The organism is Lacrimispora sp. BS-2 (genome assembly GCF_040207125.1).
Taxonomy (GTDB): domain Bacteria; phylum Bacillota; class Clostridia; order Lachnospirales; family Lachnospiraceae; genus Lacrimispora.
In genome coordinates, this window is sequence record NZ_CP157940.1 from 3,214,803 (window position 1) to 3,233,427 (window position 18,625).

Sequence of the window (18,625 nt, forward strand, 5' to 3'; positions counted from 1 at the left end):
TCCTTTTTTCCTGAATTATCATATAGGTATTATATAGGGTGACGTATGGTCATGGTCAAGTGAATTTTTAAAGATGATACAAAAACGCATAAAACATCACTAAAACATACAAAATCCCCTGGTGGATCCGGAAATTACTGGAAGCCAGCCAGGGGATATCTTTTTATTTGTCATAAATTAAATACCGAGTTATCACTTTTTATACCAGCAGTTCTTTAACTGCTGAGCAGAGTCTAAACCATCAACTGAAAATTCTCAATATTCAGCAGCTTCCCAAACTTTAAGCCCACTTCCCTTATGGTTCCGCAGTGAATAAAGCCCAGTCGCTCATGGAGACGGATGCTCGCCTCATTTTCCCCGGTTATGACAGAAATAACCGTATGGATGTCATCCCTTTCTCTTGCAATCTCAAGAATGGCAGAAGCCAGCTTCCCGGCTATTCCCCTGCGGCGGTAATCCTTATCAATATATATAGAAAGTTCTACTGTGGCTGCATAAGCCTCTTTGGGACGGTAAGAGGAAAGACTTGCATAACCGACTGTTTTCCCATCTTCTTCTGCCACGATCAAAGGATGGTTCCCTACATTATGTTCCCGAAACCAGACCAACCGTGCCTCCATGGTCTTAGGATTTAAATCAAATGTGGCCAGTCCATGTTCTACTTCATAATTGTAAATGTCTAAAAGCTCAGGCATATCTTTTTCCTCTGCGGTTCTGATTATCATATACTTTCCTCCTGGGACTGATTGATTTTATCACATGTTATCATACATCAATCTATTGTCCTCGTCCAATACAAATTGCAAGAAAATAAACCCTTTTTATTCCTGCTTTTTTCAGTGCCCGCGTACAGGCTTCTATGGTGCTTCCCGTGGTATAAATATCATCCACTAAAATCACTCCTTCCACCCCTTTCACCAGCTTTCCCGCCGAAAATGCCTCCTCTAAATTCTTAAGTCTTTCCGCCGGGTCAAGCCCCTTTTGGGGCATGGTCTTTTTATTTCTCACCAGCATTGATGGGCAAACGGCGATTCCAAGGTATTCTCCGATCCTGCGGGCCAAAAGCTCTGCCTGATTAAATCCCCTTTCCTTTCTCCGGGAAGGATGAACCGGAACAGGAACAAGGACGTCAGCCTCCATACGCCGGATCAGCTTCCCATACCGGGCGCAGATTGCTTCCCCATAAAAATCCAGGTATTCCCGCTTATTCTTATACTTGATTTTCGCCATGGAGCTTCCGGCGTTTTCATCATAATTCATAAGAGCCCTGCCATGCTCAAAAGTGCGCTTATGTCTGACGCAGTCAAAGCAATATTCTGCATCAGTACTTATGACCTCCTTTCCGCATTTTTTACAGACAGGGTCCTTGACAAATGATAATTTTTTCACACATTCCCGGCAGATCAGCCTGCCCTTTGGCATAACGATATCGTCACAGACCGGGCACCGTCTGGGAAATAACAGATCAATAAAAAAAGATGGGTACATATAAAAAGATTCTCCTTAAAAAGAATAGAATGAAAGATTGAATAAAAAAAAAGAATGAAAAGAATTTACGCATGTGACGGGCCGAACAAACATGCATACATGTTCACCCGGCGGCCACTGCGATAATGAGAAAACACACAGCGCATATTTCACTCATTTAAGATAACTTGCCGATTTCACAAATCCGGTCCTTTAAGCCCGAATATCTCCGCTGCTCCATTTCATTGTCCACCATTCCCCCGAAGATTTCCGGCATTCCTACCAGGCAGACACAGGATTTTGCGCGGGTCACAGCGGTATAAATCAGATTCCTGGTCATCAGCATCCTGGGACCGGAAAAAACAGGGATGACCACTGCCGGGTATTCGCTTCCCTGGGATTTGTGAATAGTAATGGCGTAGGCAAGCTCCAGCTCCTCCAGCTGTTTAAAACTGTAGTCCACCATGCGGCCTTCATCAAATTCCACGGTCACCAGCTCAGCAAAGGTGTTAATTTCCCGGATAATTCCCATATCCCCATTGTAAACACCTGTACCCTTGTCCATGGGAATCCCGTACTTGTTGCGGACCTCCCACTCAATATTATAATTATTCTTGATCTGCATGACCTTATCACCCACCCGGTAAGTGACTCCGGCCGCTTCCTTCTCAGCCTTTCCTTCCCCGGGAGGATTTAAATATTCCTGTAAAATGCCATTCAGCCGTTCCACGCCAATTACCCCTTTTCTCATTGGGGTCATGATCTGAATATCATAAGTCTTTGCATGGACATAGCCGGGCAGCTTATCCTGAACCAGTGTGATCATGGCATTGATGATGGCATTGGGGTCTTCTCTTTTTATGAAGAGAAAATCATTGCTCTTTTTCCCCAGGGGAACCTGTTCTCCCCTGTTGATCTTATGGGCATTGACCACAATATCGCTTTGTGTCGCCTGACGGAAAATCTTGGTCAGCATAACCACGTTAAAGCTTCCGGAATCAATCATGTCCCGAAGCACGTTACCAGGGCCAACGCTGGGGAGCTGATTTACATCCCCCACAAGGATAAGTCTTGTCCCCGGATTAATTGCCTTTAACAGGGACTGCATCAAATGGATATCCACCATGGAGGTCTCATCAATGATTACCGCATCAGCATCCAGGGGATTTTCTTCATTTCTCTCAAAATGCATTCCAAGAGAACGGTCATCTCCCGGAACTCCGGTCAGTTCAAGCAGGCGGTGAATGGTCCTCGCCACATATCCGGTGGCTTCTGTCATCCGCTTTGCCGCCCTGCCGGTGGGAGCCGCAAGAAGAATCTCCATCTCCTGGCTTTCAAAGAACTGTATGATGGTGTTGATGGTGGTCGTCTTACCGGTACCCGGACCACCGGTGATGATGAGAAGCCCGCTGTTGACCGCTTCCACCACCGCCTGGACCTGCTTTTCATCCAGCTCAATCTGCTCTTCCTTTTGAAGCTTAAGAAGCTGAGTCCTGATCTCCTCCTCTGGCATCTGCCCCCTGATATTTAAGTCGTGAAGCATCTTTGCCACATTCAGTTCCATGTAATAATACTGGGAAGCGTAAACAATCCGTTTTCCTTCCGACTCCCGGATAACAAGGCGTTTATCCAGCTGCATATCCATCAAATGCTTTTCTATAAAGGCTGGGTCTATTTTAAGAAGTTCCGAAGCCTGGGACAAAAGCTCTACCTCCGGCAGATAGGTGTGACCGTTTGATGTAGCCTGCAGCAGGGTATACAGCACCCCGCATTTAATGCGGAAATCCGAATCCGTGAAAATTCCTGCTTTTCTGGCAATTTCATCTGCCATTTTAAATCCTACGCCAGGAATATCATCTGCCAGCTGGTAGGGGTTCTCCTTTAACACGCTGTAAAGCCTGGGGCCGTACTCCTGATAGATCTTCACCGCCAGATTCATGGAAATTCCATACTCCTGAAGGAACATCATGGCCTGGCGCATCTCCTTTTTCTCCTCAACCTGCCGGGAAATGGACATGGCCATCTTTTCGCTGACTCCCTTTACCTCGGAAAGCCGTTCCGGCTCCTCCTCCATGATGCGGAAGGTATCGGCTTTAAAACGCCGGACAATCCTGGCAGCCAGAGCTGCCCCGATTCCCTTGATGGCTCCTGATCCCAGATACCGCTCCATGGCCGCAGTATCCTCCGGGGCTTTGATCTCATAGCTCTCTACGGTCATCTGCTCCCCATAAACCGGATGCTCGGTCATGGAACCCACAGCTTCGATCATTTCTCCCTCGTTTATGTAGTGGAAGCTCCCCACAAGGGTATATTCCTCTCCTGCCTCCACGAGACTTAAGACCGTATAGCCGTTGTCCTCGTTCCTGTATTTAATTTTCTCTACAAATCCGCAGACTGTTGCCATGGTTCCTCCTGTACAAATACAAGCGGACTGCCGTAAAACCAGCCCCGCCGGAATCTCACGATGCCGTCAGGGCCGTTCCAAAGCAGTCCTGTCAACCATAGGAAGGACTGATATCTCTATCAGCCCTGACTTTTGGTTAAAATTCTGTTTTATTATCTCCGCCATGCATGAATTCAATAAATTTCCCTGTACCAATTGCAACTGCAGTCAGCGGGTCCTCTGCGATCATCGTGGTGATTCCTGTCTTCTCTTCAATTAAAGCATCCAAACCGCTTAAGAGAGAGCCGCCTCCGGTAAGCACGATCCCCCGGTCAAAAATATCGGCTGCAAGTTCCGGTGGAGTACGCTCCAGCACGTTGTGAACCGCATCTACGATCTGCATGGCCGGCTCCTTTAAAGCATCCAGAGTCTCGTCCGAAGTGACCACAATGGTTTTTGGCAGACCGGTAACAAGGTTACGGCCCCGAACCTCCATGGTCAAGACCTCCGGCCTTCTGTATGCCGCACCAATGTTGATCTTGATTTCCTCAGCCGTTCTCTCACCGATCAAAAGATTGTGTTTCTTGCGCATATAGCGGACAAGGGCTTCATCAAAATCATCTCCGGCAACCTTTATGGAGGTGCTTACCACCGTACCTCCAAGGGAAATAACTGCAATATCGGATGTTCCTCCGCCTATATCAACGATCATGTTACCGCAGGCCTTTGCAATGTCGATTCCGGCGCCGATCGCTGCTGCAACCGGTTCTTCAATAATTGCAACTTCTCTGGCTCCTGCCTGATAGGTGGCATCCTCTACTGCTTTTTTCTCCACCTCAGTGGCTCCGCTTGGGATGCACACACTGATCCTTGGCTTTCTCAGGGTCCTTTTTCCAACCGCCTTGTTAATAAAGTATTTAAGCATTTTTTCCGTTACGGTATAATCAGATATAACTCCCTGGCGAAGAGGCCTTACTGCAACAATGTTGCCCGGCGTTCTTCCGATCATCAGTCTGGCTTCCTCTCCAATGGCTTTAATTTTATTCGTATCACGGTCAATGGCTACAACGGAAGGTTCCTTTAATACAACTCCCTTTCCCTTAATATAGACCAGTATGCTTGCTGTACCTAAATCGATTCCAATATCATTGGACATCATCATCTTGCTTCCTCCTGTTCGCTGTATCCTGTTCCCAGGGTCTCTTTATCTTCAAAATTATGTCTAATTCGTAAATGAAGTCACAGTATCTATTTTATTATATACAATAACCCTAGGATTTTAAAGGTTTTTTTTAATTTTTATTATGTTTATTTTTTTTTAATATATGGTACACATTTTAGTCACATTTTTTACGTATACTAATAATACGTTATCTGAAAGGATAACGGGCCTTTTGTTTCAAGTAACTTACTTGAAATCACAAAGCTTTTTCATACTCATACCGGACGGCGCGAGCCGTCCGGCCCCCCTAAAAGAACATTTTCCAACTTTATTATACCATAAAAGCAATGAGCCGGGCGCCCCTTTAGCGGCATTTGGCAAATGCAGTACGATAATAGTCGCTTGCGTCTATTATACCTACTATTCCTAATTACAATACTTTGAATTGAGGTCCGGTTCCCAAAGGAAACCAGACCCCAATTTTTTTATTTCTTTATCATGATAATCTAAGCGCCCATTCCCTGCAGTCTATTACTCTGGTTGCGATTCCTTCATAAAACTCCGGTTCATGGCAGATTAAAAGAATACTTCCCTTATACTCCTTTAAGGCTCTCTTTAACTCTTCTTTTGCCTCTACATCCAGATGGTTGGTAGGCTCGTCCAAAAGAAGAACATTGGTTTCCCGGTTGATCAGCTTGCATAGTCTGACCTTTGCCTGCTCCCCGCCGCTAAGCACCCGGACCTGGCTCTCAATGTGATCGGTGGTCAGGCCGCATTTGGCAAGGGCCGACCGGACCTGGTACTGGGTATAGGAGGGGAATTCCTTCCAAATCTCCTCGATGCAGGTGGTAGTATTTCCCGGAGCCATCTCCTGTTCAAAATACCCGATGGAAAGATAATCTCCAAGCTCCACATTCCCCTGTAAGGACGGTACAAGCCCCAGGATGCTCTTTAACAAAGTGGTTTTTCCGATGCCGTTTGCACCTGATAAAACCACCTTCTCTCCCCGTTCCATGGAAAGATTCAATGGTCTTGACAAAGGCTCCTCATAGCCGATGACCATATTTGTGGTTTCAAAAATATATTTTCCGGCTGTACGGGCTTCCATAAAATGAAACTCCGGCTTTGGCTTATCCTTTGAAAGCTCAATGACCTCCATTTTATCCAGCTTTTTTTGTCTGGACATGGCCATGTTCCTGGTGGACACCCGCGCCTTGTTGCGGGCCACAAAATCCTCCAGTTCGGCGATCTCCTGCTGCTGGCGCTTATAAGCCGCCTCCAGCTGCGCCCGTTTCACCGCATATACTTCCTGGAATTTTTCATAGTCACCTACATAGCGGTCCAAGTTCTGGTTTTCCATATGGTAAATGATATTGACCACGCTGTTTAAAAACGGAATATCATGGGAAATCAGGATAAATGCATTTTCATATTCCTGAAGGTAACGCTTCAGCCATTCAATATGCTGTACATCCAGATAGTTTGTCGGCTCATCAAGAAGCAGGATATCCGGCTTCTCCAATAAAAGCTTTCCTAACAGGATTTTGGTTCTCTGGCCTCCGCTTAATTCCGTTACATCCTTATCAAGGCCCATGTCGCTTAATCCTAAGGCCCTGGCCACTTCCTCCACCTTTGAATCAATGATGTAAAAATCATGGGCCATGAGAAGGTCCTGAATGGTTCCAAGCTCCTCCATCATAGAGGCCATGGTTTCCTCATCAGCCTCCCCCATTTTATCGCAGATTTCATTCATCTGCTCTTCCATCTGAAACAGGAATGCAAAAGCACTTTTTAACACATCCCGGATGGTCATCCCTTTTTCCAGCACCGTATGCTGGTCCAGATAGCCGACCCGGACCCGTTTGGCCCACTCCACCTTTCCTTCGTCCGGCTGTAATTTTCCGGTTATTATATTCATAAATGAGGATTTTCCTTCCCCATTGGCTCCGATCATGCCGATGTGTTCTCCCTTTAACAGGCGGAAGGATACATCCTGGAAAATGGCACGGTCTCCAAATCCATGTGTCAGATGTTCTACGTTTAATATGCTCATGAAAAAACTCCTTTATCTACGCGGTTAAATATCGCTTTTATTTGCGGCACCATATTGTTTGACACCAATTTTATACTATCTCTTTTGTGAAACATCATAATTCTACATGAATGACGCTATTAAGGCAAGCAAAAAAATCACATTAATTATGGGGCTTTTCATTATGCCTGTCTTTCTGGTTTTTTCATTTTTTCTATCTTCGTAACTTCTGTTACATGAGTATTTAAATTCATCGTCATACTTAAAAGGGAAAAGCACATCGATAGCTTATCGATAAACTTCCGGAATTAAAGAGTAAATGGGATAAAGCATTTTAGGCACGGAGATACTATGTTGAGACAATAGGTAATATCACTGATGAAACCGTTTAAAAATATATAAAAGAGCAAGCAGAAGAGTCAAGAAAAAAAGATTCTAATAGTACCGCTTTATAGCGGACCAGTAAAAGTGCTTGCAATGCGCCCTTTGGGCGAGCAGCAATATAACTCCTGGGAGGACTAATAGCAAACCACCAGTTGAACTGAAGGTCCATGTCCAGGGGTTGAATCGGATTTTATGCAAGGAGGCGTAAAACAAAATGTGTACAGCAATTACATTACAATTTGGCGGGACGGAAAATCTTTTTGGCAGAACAATGGATTTTTCTTACGGCATTGAGCCGAAACTTTATGTGGTACCGAAAAATTATGCTTGGCAGAATGCCTTGACTGGGTGTAAATTCCATAACACCTACAGCTTTATCGGCATTGGACAGGAAAAGGAGGATATGCTTGCCTTTTTTGACGGCGTCAACGAACAGGGATTTGCCGCCGCCGCATTATACTTTGCCGGCTTCGCCAAATACAGCGAACAAGCAGATTCAAAACGGGATGCTGTTTCTTCTTTGGACTTTCTTCATTACATCTTAGGCAAATGCGGCTCGTTAAAGGATCTGAAGCGAGCATTGGACAATGTATCCATCATCGGCGTTCCCGACCCTGTGACCCAAACCATTGCCCCCCTCCATTGGATTGCCACGGACCGAACGGGAGAAAGCGTTGTTATAGAACAAACAGAAGACGGACTTCGGCTATTAAAAAACCCTATAGGCGTTCTGGCGAACAGCCCTGATTTTCAGTGGCATATGACCAATTTAAGGAATTATATGGCTGCATCCCCTATACAAACTAAAGAAACATCCTGGGGAAATGTCAAATTAAAACCTTTCGGCCAGGGAGGGGGAACTTTGCCGCTGCCGGGCGGCTATACCTCACCGGAACGTTTTGTGAAAACGGCTTATCAAAAAACCCATATTCAACCGCCAAAAAACCAAATAGAGGGAATCAATGCCTGTTTTCATATTATGGAAGGCGTCTCTGTTCCCAAGGGCGCAATCATAACCGACCGCAATACTTGCGATTATACAAAATATACAGCCTTTATCAACACAAATACCTGCCAATATTTTTTCAAAACATATGACAATCTCCAAATTGGAACGGCAACCCTATGGGATAATGACCGGTTGCTCAGACAGCCCCATTGTATCGGGGAATTAAAACGGCCTGTTGTCTTCCAGGAAATGAAATGAAACAAATAAAGCCCCCTGCTGACAAAGGACACAGGTCAAAAAAAGATATAACAGCCAAAGAAGAGCCCAGGTAAATACTGTATTTCAGTAAATGGTGACCCATGATAAAAACTTCTTTATTAATGCTTATAGATGTCCAAATACAAAACATCATAATTCTTAATGACAGATACAATTAAGACAAGCAATGGTTGCAAAAAACGACAAAAACGTTTATGATAAATCCAACAAAAAATTTCCAGGGAAGGATTATGTTTATGTACTTGTATACATGGTATCAATGGCTGCTGTTTTTCTTTATATATTGCTTTATCGGCTGGATCATCGAATCCACCTATGTTTCCGTAAGAAGTTTTCATTTTGTGAACCGCGGTTTTCTCAGACTTCCCCTTCTTCCTCTCTACGGAAGCGGGGCCATTATTATGCTGTGGCTGTCCCTGCCTGTCCAGGGCAACTTATTCCTGGTGTTTCTCTTTGGTATGGCAGGCGCTTCCGCTCTGGAATACGCCACCGGTTATGTTATGGAACGTCTGTTTAAGATGAAATACTGGGATTACAGCAACAATCCTTTTAATTTAAACGGATATGTCTGTCTTCCCAACTCCATCGCCTGGGGATTTCTTACCCTGCTGCTGACAGAAGTTATTCACCTCCCCTTAGAATGGCTGGTCCTTCGCTTAAACGGAACGGTGTGCATCCTCCTTGTAACTGTGGTGGGAATCCTTTTTGTCACCGATGCCATACACTCCACCAAGGAAGCCCTAGACCTTGGCCGAATCCTGGAATCCATGACAAAACTAAAGTCAGAGCTGGAGGAGGTGCAGGTGCAGATGGCCCTGTTAAAGGCCGAAACCGCCCAAAAGGTATCCGACATAAAAACCGAGACCTTTCAGAAGGCTGCCAGCTTAAAAGACGGGACCATGGTAAAAATCTCTTCTCTGAAAGCCGAAACTGCCAGTGCCTTAAAAGAATCTGCTTTAGTGGAACGTCTTCAGTCTCTGACGGAAACCAAAGAGAAGCTGACCGGGCGTTTGACCTCTTACCGAAAGGGTATCCTCCGCCGGAACCCTACCGCTTCTTCCCGGCTGTTCGGTGACGCCTTACGGGAATTAAAAGAATATTCCAAAAAACACAAAAAATCATAGCACCAAATACAAAGACGGAGCCTGGTCAAAAACCAAGCCCCGTCTTTCTTCTATCTAAAATCCCTACATCATCTTATCTACCATAGCCATAACAGCCTCTCCCAGCCTTGCAGACCGCTCATCCGCATCAGCCATGGAACCGCCCTTAACGCCATAGTAAAATTTAATTTTCGGTTCCGTTCCGGAAGGCCTTACACACAGCCATGCGTCCTCAGTTAAGTCATAATAAAGCACATCAGACTGGGGAAGGCCGGTAGGTTTGGTTTCTCCGGTGCTCATATCCTTCACGGTGTCAAGCTTATAATCCCTTGCAGAAAGGACCTTATACCCCCCAACTGCCGCTGGAGTTTCCTTTCGCATGGTCTCCATGATGGCCCGGATCTTTTCCTGGCCCTCAATGCCCTTTAAGCCGATGGCTTTTACCGCATCTTTATAATAGCCGTATTTCTCATACATGGCAATCATGGCATCCCACAGGGTCATGCCCTTTGTCTTATAATAGGCTGCTGCCTCACACAAAGCAACCGTTGCGGAAATGGCATCCTTATCACGGGCATAGGTTCCGATCAGACAGCCATAGCTTTCTTCCAGGCCAAACATATAGGTTCCGTATCCGGTGGCCTCTTCCTTTAAAATCTGCTGGCCGATGTATTTAAAACCGGTCAAAACCTCAATAAGCTCACAGCCGTAAGCCTTGGCCACCGCATCCACCAGATTGGTGGTAACAATGGATTTGACTACCTGTCCATCTGCGGGAATCGCTCCTCTTTCCTTCTTCTGGCTCAATACATACTCGCACAGAAGAGAACCTGACATATTGCCTGTCAAGGGGATGTATCCGCCGGATTTCTCATCCTTTACATACACCCCAAGACGGTCAGCATCCGGGTCTGTTGCCAGAACCAGATCCGCATCCTTTTCCTTTGCAAGGGCAAGACCCAGTTCAAAGGCTTCCTCTGCTTCCGGATTGGGATAGCTGACCGTGGGGAATTCCCCATCCGGCAGTTCCTGTTCAGGAACCACATATACATGGGTAAATCCGATTTCCTTTAATGCTCTTCTTGCAGGAAGATTGCCTGTACCATGGAGAGGGGAATAGACAATTTTAATATCATCCTGCATCTGGTCAATGGCATCCTGGTTTACTACCTGGGCCTTTACGTGAGCTATATATTTATCATCCAGCGCAGCTCCGATAATTTCATATTTGCCTGATTCCTTTGCAGCTTCCACAGTAATCGTCTTAACCGTTGAAATATCCGTAATATTTAAAACCTCTGCGGTCACCCCTTTGTCATGAGGAGGAGTAAACTGGGCACCATCCTCCCAGTATACCTTGTATCCGTTATATTCCGGAGGGTTATGGCTGGCCGTAATGTTGATGCCGGCAATACAGCCTAATTCCCTTACGGCAAAAGAAAGCTCCGGTGTCGGACGCAAAGATTCAAATTTATATGCTTTTATCCCATTGGCAGCTAAAGTAAGCGCCGCTTCCTCGGCAAATTCCGGAGACATATGCCTGGAGTCATAGGCAATAGCCACGCCCTTGTCGGCACCGCCCTGGCTTATGATATAATTTGCAAGCCCCTGGGTCGCTTTTCTTACTACATAGATATTCATCCGGTTTATTCCGGCGCCGATGATGCCTCTTAAGCCAGCGGTGCCAAATTCCAGATCCTGATAGAAACGCTCCTTAATCTCATTCTCATCATCAGCGATCCTCCGGAGTTCTTCCTTTGTCGCCTCGTCAAAATATGGATTTAAAAGCCATTCCTCATAAATACTCCTGTAATCTTTCATAAGCAAAATACTCCTTCCCTCCTTTTATGTTATGGTTATTATAAATCATAACATGGCAAAAGAAAAGCGTATTTCCATTATTTTGTATCCTAATTGAATCAAGCAGATATGCCTTCATATCCAGTCCTTTCAATTTTGAATCCTTGACAGGAAAAGATTCCGCATGGGCTGTTGAATCTCTAAATCCTTTAGCTTTTCAATATTCCGTGCGGGAATCCAGGCCTTATTGGCGTTATAATAAAAGTTGATCTGCTTCCAGTACTTTTCAGGATATAAAAACAAATAGTAAAGGCATATCCTGTCTGCATCCGAAAGAGGGAGAACCTTTGTATAGGTTTCCAGCATGGCCATACCAAGCTTTAAATTCCAGTCATGCTTTTCCATGGCCTTGCGCATGAAATGATACAGGTCCTCCATCTGCAGCCCCAGGTGCATGCGGTTGAATTCCACGATAGCCACATCATGAAAGCACATCAGGACGTGGTGCTGATTCAAGTCACCATGACACAAATACTCCTCTTCGTTCTCCCGGTTTTCATAAAAGCCTGCCATCCCTTTACAGGCTTCCATGGCCTGTTCGAAAAATATATCATAATTCCCCATGACACATAGTTCAAACTCAGACTTTTTTCTTTTATTCCGGATAAACGTGCGGGCACGCACCAGCTCCCTGTTATGGCGTTCCATTTCCTCAGCCGGCTGCTGTACCAAAATGGATCCCAGATTCCATTCCTCTTTAAAATCGATCCGCCGCAGCACTTTATGTAAAGAAGCAATTTGTTCGATGGCACATAATACCTCTTTGCTATCCTTCAAATTACATTCCCGATCCGCATACCAGTCTTTAACGATCCACCGGGTTCCATCCTCGGCACTGGAGAGGAGCTCACCATCTTTATTCCTGACGTAAGGATCCACTTTTAAGCGGCAGGTTTCTTTCATCTGTGAAAATACCTGATCTTCAAATTCCAGGCGCTTTAAGGTTCCTTTATATTCCCGAAGCAGTTTAAGCCCCTGATTCGTCTCACACAGCCAGGCGCCCCGGCCGCGTTTCACATCAAGAATTTCAAGCTCATACTGCGAAAGCACCTCTGTGTATTTCTCGTTCACAACCACCCCTCCAACTCTTAGCTCATCAGCTACTTCTAGGGTATGAAGAGGTGGAAAAAAATATGCAAAATCCGGCAGAAAGTTATACGTGCCTTAGCCTTGTTCCTTTAAAAAAAGTTGGGCTGATCTCATCAAATATTCCCTGTTATTGCATTCTGGATTTTCCAGAACAAGCTGGAACAGGCGGTTTAGGACTGCCCCCATTTCAGGCCCCGGCTTCATGCCCGCACCGATCAATTCCCTGCCGGTAACGGCCATGTCCTTTAAACAGATACAATCCCCATCCCTTAAGATTTCCTCCAAATACTGTTCCACCATTTTTAACCGGATCTTATAGGATGATTGGCAAAATACCTTCTGAAAGCACAATAGGTCCTGAAACAGCTCCGGGGAAAGTCTGCTCATGACTTCTCTGATGGCCGGCTTATGAGCTGGGATCTCTGTTTTCCACAGGCTGACCAGGGTCTTTGTCTGGTGGATTGTCTCATTATCCAGCTTTAAATCCCTAAGGATTCTCACCGCATCCTCAGATTCCTCCAGCCTTAAAAAACCGGACCAGCGCATGTGCTTTTTAAGAGGCAGCTCAGCTATTCTCTCCGCTTCAAAAAGACGCTTGCCGGCAGCCTCAAAATACTCTGAAATAAAAGGACCGATCCCATTTTCATATACATCCTTAAGCCTTCCCGGATGATCGGAAAGGAGAAGCTTTGTAAGCTCCACCTGAATCCGTTCCTTACTGACCTTAGCCATGTTGGGGGCTATGACGGAAATTGCAGCCCTTGTCTCCTCTTCCATGCCAAAGCCCAGCTGGGCGGAAAAACGGATGGCCCTGAGGATCCTTAAAGCATCCTCTGTAAACCGGTCCAAAGCGTTTCCCACACAGCGGATGACCTGGCCCTCCAAATCCTGGACCCCGTCAAATGCATCCACCAGCCCCTCCCGGTCGCTGTATGCCATGGCATTTATGGTAAAATCCCGGCGTCTCAAATCCTCCAGCAAGCTTCCCGTAAATTCCACAGACTTCGGATGGCGTCCATCTTCATACTCTCCGTCTATGCGGTATGTGGTCACTTCATATCCTTCATGATCAACAAGCACTGTAACCGTGCCGTGCTGGATTCCCGTATCAACCGTTCTATTAAAAATTTCCTTTACCTGTTCCGGCTTCGCTGAGGTCGTGATATCCCAGTCTTCCGGCTGCCGGCCTAACAGGCTGTCTCTCACGCAGCCGCCCACCACATAGGCTTCAAAGCCGCTGGTATTCAGTTGTTCCATGATTCTCCTTGCCGCCTCCGGAATCTGAATCTTTATCACTTCTTTTACCTCCTGTTTTTCTTATCCCGCCGTTTTTAATACGCTCTGCCCCAGTAAACCATTTTTACGGCAGGCTTTCCGCAGCATACGCAGGTATGGGCAAGCGTTTCCTGCTTAAAGGGCATACAGCGGGATGTTGCTCCTGTAAGTTCCTTGATCTTATCCTCGCATTCCTGGGAACCGCACCACATGGCTTTTACAAAGCCCGGCTTTTCCTCCACAGTCTTTACAAAGGTATCCATATCCGTTGCCTCGTACGTATGGCTGTCCCGATGCGCTTTGGCTCGTTCCAGCATATCCTTTTGAATGGCTTCCAGAAGCTCTCCCACCTTTGCATTTAATTCATCTAAGGATACGGTAATCTTCTCATGAGTATCACGGCGCACCAAAACAGCCTGGTTTTCTGAAATATCTCTCGGACCGATTTCCACACGTACCGGAATACCCCGCATCTCTGATTCACTGAACTTCCAGCCCGGGCTCTTATCGGAATCATCAACCTTTACTTTATAATTAGAAAGAATCTCTTTTAACTCATAGGCCTTATCAAGGACCCCTTCCTTCTGTTGCTGAACCGGAACAATGATCACCTGGGTCGGAGCGATCCTTGGAGGCAGTACAAGACCATTGTCGTCGCCATGAACCATGATGATGGCACCTATGAGCCTGGTAGTCATGCCCCATGAGGTCTGATGTACATACTGAAGCTTATTTTCCTTATCAGAATACTGGATCTCAAAGGCCTGTGCAAATCCGCTTCCAAAGTTATGGCTGGTTCCTGACTGAAGCGCCTTACCGTCATGCATCAAAGCTTCAATGGTATAGGTTGCCTCTGCTCCCGCAAATTTCTCCTTTTCGGTCTTCTGGCCCCGGATCACAGGCATTGCAAGGACTTCCTCACAGAAATCCGCATATAAATGAAGCATCTGCTCTGTTCTCTCTTCCGCCTCTTTGGCCGTTGCATGAGCGGTGTGGCCTTCCTGCCATAAAAACTCCCTGGAACGTAAAAATGGCCTGGTGGTCTTTTCCCAGCGTACCACGGAGCACCACTGGTTATAAAGCTTTGGTAAGTCCCTGTAGGACTGAATATCTCTGGAATAAAAATCACAGAACAGGGTTTCAGAGGTGGGTCTGACGCAAAGCCTTTCCTGCAGGGGCTCCAGGCCACCGTGAGTTACCCAGGCCACCTCAGGGGCAAATCCCTCTACATGGTCTTTTTCCTTTTGAAGAAGGCTCTCCGGAATAAACATAGGCATATAGACATTTTCAACCCCTACTTCTTTAAACCGTCTGTCAAGCTCGCTCTGAATATTTTCCCAGATGGCATACCCAGCCGGCTTAATGGCCATGCAGCCCTTTACGCTGGAATAATCAATTAACTCCGCCTTCTTTACAACGTCTGTGTACCACTGGGCGAAATCCACCTCCATGGATGTGATCGCTTCTACTAATTTCTTGTCCTTTGCCATAACAAATCTCCTTTCATCTCCCTGTCCACGCTCTTTGGACATCAAGGGATACCCGTAGGGTGTGTCTTCTTCCCCTTCCATGTTTATGGGTAATGGGGATACTTAAAGAACGGGTGTTTTCATAAAATCAAAAAGAGCCATTCGTTCCCTTAAAAGGGACCGAACAGCTCGGCGGTGCCACCCAATTTAGCCATGGAAATTCCATGACTCACTTTTTATCCGTTAACGCAGGAACTGCGCCGCAGTTTGCTGCGGGACTCCGAGGTAGGTTGGGTCATGAGAGGTATAAAGGCCTTCCAGCAAACGGCCTTCTCTCTGGGATACGTCATCACCTACTGGTCCTCTTCAACGTCATATTACTTCATTATATAAAAGATTGTATGGTTGATTTTACGTTATTTGCAAAAGTTTGTCAAGAGGGTCCGGCTGGCTCATTCCTCTGGCTCTGCCGTTTCCTTTCCATCATGATAGCACAAGAATTCATACACCTCTACAATATCTTCCACAATAAGTAAGCCGATAGGACCAAGAATAAATCCCAAAAGCCCAAAGAGCTGAAGTCCCACATACATGGAAGCAAGGGTTTCCAAAGGCGTTAGGCCAACCTTTCCTCCCATGATCTTGGCTTCTAAAATCTCTCTTAAAAAATAACAGATCACGTAAATGACGATCAGCCCGATTCCATATTTCCAGTTTTTATTGATCATGGAAAAAAGGGCCCAGGGAATGAACACTGTTCCGGTGCCGAAAATCGGAAGCGCATCCAAAAGCCCGATTCCGATTCCAAATAAAAAGAAATAGGGATTTCCCAGGAAAAACAACCCGGCCGAACAAACTACCATAGTAAACATCATGATAGCCCCCTGTGTCTTTAACCAGGCACTTCCCACTGTGGTAAGCCGTCTTCCCAGCATGGCATATTCAAAGCAGAACATGGAATTGTCCCGCCGTTCCCGTATATCATCCATTTCCTGAAGGGACAGGACCGTGGCAATAAGCAATATGATGATGATTACCGTTGCCTGGACGATCCATTTCATAACAGTCATGGAATTCACCATAAGAAAGGGCATGATCCTGCTTTTTATGGCAGTCTGGCCTCCCGCAATAATATCCCTTACTACTTCTACCGCATATCCGTCAGGCAGCTTTAAAAACCGCTCCGCAAAGGAACAGTTATCCATAAGCCAGTGATCCACGCCTTCCAGAATGACGGGAAGATTTTGAAGTAAAAGCCTGGCTTCCAAAAACAGCTTTCTTCCCCCCACGTAAAGAAGGATTCCAAAGGCAATCATAAAAAGTATGACCTCGACTCCTCCGATGACAGCAAGAGGAATGGAGATCACCTTACCCTTTACAATAAAGCGGGTCTTTTTTTCAATCCAAACAGCCGAAGGCCGAAGGGAAAGGGCAAATACATATGCAATCAAAAAGGGAATCACAAGGGGCAGCAGATAACGAAAACTTAAATATACTGCCCCTGTAACTCCCAATATTAATAATGTTTTCTTCAGTTTCCTGCTCGGTTTCACCATGGACTCACCTGTTTCTGATTTGTACTTCTTTTGTACAATCACTATTATGAGCCGTTTGGGAAGAAAATATTCGAAATCTGATTAGTAAAAAATTCCTTCTTTATGCCATTTCCGGCAATGAAAACTTCTCAAAGATTTCTCCCTTTGGTTTCACCGAAAAAGTCATCCATTTCTTTGTGACAGGATGGGAAAAAGATAAGCTGTAAGCAAACAATGCTATATTTCCGCCGGCAGCCCCTCTTTGAATACTGGGATTATACTTCCGGTCTCCCCACAGGGGTGTGCCGTGGCCCGCCATCTGCACCCGGATCTGATGGTGGCGGCCGGTTTTTAACGTAACCTTTGCCAGGCTGCATTCCTCATTTTCTATGTTTCTGTTTTCCACAACCTGATAATGGAGCTCTGCGAGTTTTGCACCTTTTATCCCCTTATCCACAATTTTGGAACAATTATTTTTTCCATCTTTCAACAAATAATCCACGTAGGCGCCAAAGTTTTCCACAGGTTTTCCACAAACCACTGCATAATAGATTTTCTCCGTTTGATGCTGGGATACCTGCCTGCTTAAAGACTCTGCGGCTCCTTTGGTCTTTGCATACACCATTACGCCTCCAACCGGCTTATCCAGCCTGTGGATAACTCCCACATAAGGCTCCCCTTGCTTTGGGGATAACGTGTTGATATGTTTCTTCACTTCGCTGACCATATCCGGCTCAAAGGATCTTGCGGATTGGGATTCCATTCCAACCGGTTTTTCCACCACCAGTATCTCTTCATCTTCGTATAATATGTTAAGATCCATATCTTCTTTTACTCCTTTTTCTTCCATGCAGCCATCATAGCTTCCACGGACCGGCTCATCTCGGCGCTGAAATCAGAATTCCATTTGCGTTTGCAAAATGCCTTTACCCAGCGCTCAAAATCCTCTTCCCTGCCCTGGGTCTTTTTAAGCTCCAGAGAAAATTCTTCAGGGCTTAAACGGCGGTAAGAATTCTCAAACACCACGGCCTCAGGCCTGAGCCGTTCCGGCTTTTTCCTCTCCTGCTGCTGCCTGGTGGGATATCCAAAGACCACCATTGCCGCCGGGACCGCATACTTTGGAAGGCCAAACAAGTCCCTGTGGACTTCATACTGCTCCATAATATCCCCAATGTAACAGGAACCAATGCCCATGGATTCAGCCGCCACAACCGCATTCTGGGCTGCTATAAGGGCATCATCGCTGGCCAGCAAAAGATCTCCCATTCCGGGATGGCGGACCTCTTCTTCATAATGGCAGAACAGCTCATACCACCTCTCATAATCTGCCACAAAAACCAGAACTAACGGTGCTTTTGCAATAAATGGCTGGTTGTCGCAGGTCACTGAAAGGGTTTCCTTCCGCTTCTGGTCCGTCACATCAATGATGGAATACAGAGTCATGTTTCCGGCCGTAGGCGCCTGAAGAGCCGCTTCTATAATAGCCGCCTTTTTTTCCGGTTCAATGGCACGGTCCTCATATACCCGGACAGATTTTCGTTCCATAAGCTCTTTTATCGTCTGATTCATGGGGCGGTTATACCTTCCTTCTCATAAATTTCAATTTATCTATTCATTATATTTTATTGTTCCAATTAT

General features: G+C 45.8%; 14 protein-coding genes and 1 other annotated feature. Of the genes, 2 read left to right on the plus strand and 12 right to left on the minus strand.

The genetic code is table 11. The features are described from left to right. Positions 1 to 233: 233 nt before the first annotated feature. The 5 genes from ABFV83_RS15070 to ABFV83_RS15090 all read right to left on the minus strand — a co-directional run bounded on the left by ABFV83_RS15070 (position 234) and on the right by ABFV83_RS15090 (position 7,065). Positions 234 to 725, minus strand: a complete 492-nt coding sequence (locus ABFV83_RS15070) for an N-acetyltransferase family protein (RefSeq protein WP_349944933.1) — start codon at positions 723 to 725, stop codon at positions 234 to 236. Between the two features lie 52 nt (positions 726 to 777). Further along, entirely contained in the window at positions 778 to 1,488 is a 711-nt protein-coding gene (locus tag ABFV83_RS15075) for a ComF family protein (protein WP_349944935.1), read from the minus strand. Between the two features lie 157 nt (positions 1,489 to 1,645). Next, positions 1,646 to 3,871, minus strand: coding sequence for an ATP-dependent RecD-like DNA helicase (locus ABFV83_RS15080; RefSeq protein ID WP_349944937.1), 2,226 nt, complete (start codon positions 3,869 to 3,871; stop codon positions 1,646 to 1,648). A 136-nt stretch (positions 3,872 to 4,007) separates the two neighbouring features. Then, positions 4,008 to 5,012, minus strand: coding sequence for a rod shape-determining protein (locus ABFV83_RS15085; RefSeq protein ID WP_025231139.1), 1,005 nt, complete (start codon positions 5,010 to 5,012; stop codon positions 4,008 to 4,010). A gap of 496 nt (positions 5,013 to 5,508) precedes the next feature. After that, the gene (locus ABFV83_RS15090) at positions 5,509 to 7,065 is read right to left on the minus strand and encodes an ABC-F family ATP-binding cassette domain-containing protein (RefSeq protein ID WP_349944939.1); all 1,557 of its coding nucleotides are present in this window, start codon (positions 7,063 to 7,065) and stop codon (positions 5,509 to 5,511) included. Between the two features lie 577 nt (positions 7,066 to 7,642). Between ABFV83_RS15090 and ABFV83_RS15095 the strand changes: the two genes are divergently transcribed. Further along, positions 7,643 to 8,635 carry a choloylglycine hydrolase family protein gene (locus ABFV83_RS15095; RefSeq protein ID WP_349944940.1) on the plus strand — a complete coding sequence of 331 codons (993 nt, stop codon included), beginning with the start codon at positions 7,643 to 7,645 and terminating at the stop codon, positions 8,633 to 8,635. 257 nt (positions 8,636 to 8,892) lie between these two features. Beyond that, positions 8,893 to 9,780 carry a putative ABC transporter permease gene (locus ABFV83_RS15100; RefSeq protein ID WP_349944942.1) on the plus strand — a complete coding sequence of 296 codons (888 nt, stop codon included), beginning with the start codon at positions 8,893 to 8,895 and terminating at the stop codon, positions 9,778 to 9,780. Positions 9,781 to 9,843: 63 nt separating this feature from the next. On the opposite strand, the gene ABFV83_RS15105 is transcribed toward ABFV83_RS15100, so the two are convergent. From ABFV83_RS15105 to ABFV83_RS15135, 7 genes are all read right to left on the minus strand, one after another. Beyond that, complete coding sequence (locus ABFV83_RS15105) at positions 9,844 to 11,580, minus strand: phospho-sugar mutase (RefSeq protein ID WP_349944944.1); 1,737 nt, start codon at positions 11,578 to 11,580, stop codon at positions 9,844 to 9,846. Positions 11,581 to 11,709: 129 nt separating this feature from the next. Further along, entirely contained in the window at positions 11,710 to 12,690 is a 981-nt protein-coding gene (locus ABFV83_RS15110; RefSeq protein WP_349944946.1) for a spore coat protein CotS, read from the minus strand. A gap of 93 nt (positions 12,691 to 12,783) precedes the next feature. Continuing rightward, on the minus strand, positions 12,784 to 14,001 hold the full coding sequence (locus tag ABFV83_RS15115) for a CCA tRNA nucleotidyltransferase (protein ID WP_349948936.1): 1,218 nt from the start codon (positions 13,999 to 14,001) through the stop codon (positions 12,784 to 12,786). A 38-nt stretch (positions 14,002 to 14,039) separates the two neighbouring features. Then, on the minus strand, positions 14,040 to 15,473 hold the full coding sequence (gene proS / locus ABFV83_RS15120) for a proline--tRNA ligase (protein WP_349944948.1): 1,434 nt from the start codon (positions 15,471 to 15,473) through the stop codon (positions 14,040 to 14,042). 151 nt (positions 15,474 to 15,624) lie between these two features. After that, positions 15,625 to 15,831: a binding site (T-box leader), on the minus strand. A gap of 73 nt (positions 15,832 to 15,904) precedes the next feature. Further along, the gene (locus ABFV83_RS15125) at positions 15,905 to 17,008 is read right to left on the minus strand and encodes an AI-2E family transporter (RefSeq protein WP_349944949.1); all 1,104 of its coding nucleotides are present in this window, start codon (positions 17,006 to 17,008) and stop codon (positions 15,905 to 15,907) included. Between the two features lie 100 nt (positions 17,009 to 17,108). Further along, positions 17,109 to 17,810, minus strand: a complete 702-nt coding sequence (locus tag ABFV83_RS15130) for an RluA family pseudouridine synthase (RefSeq protein WP_349944951.1) — start codon at positions 17,808 to 17,810, stop codon at positions 17,109 to 17,111. 8 nt (positions 17,811 to 17,818) lie between these two features. Then, positions 17,819 to 18,556 (minus strand): nitroreductase family protein, encoded by a 738-nt coding sequence (locus ABFV83_RS15135; RefSeq protein WP_349944953.1) that lies wholly within the window; start codon positions 18,554 to 18,556, stop codon positions 17,819 to 17,821. Between the last annotated feature and the right edge of the window lie 69 nt (positions 18,557 to 18,625).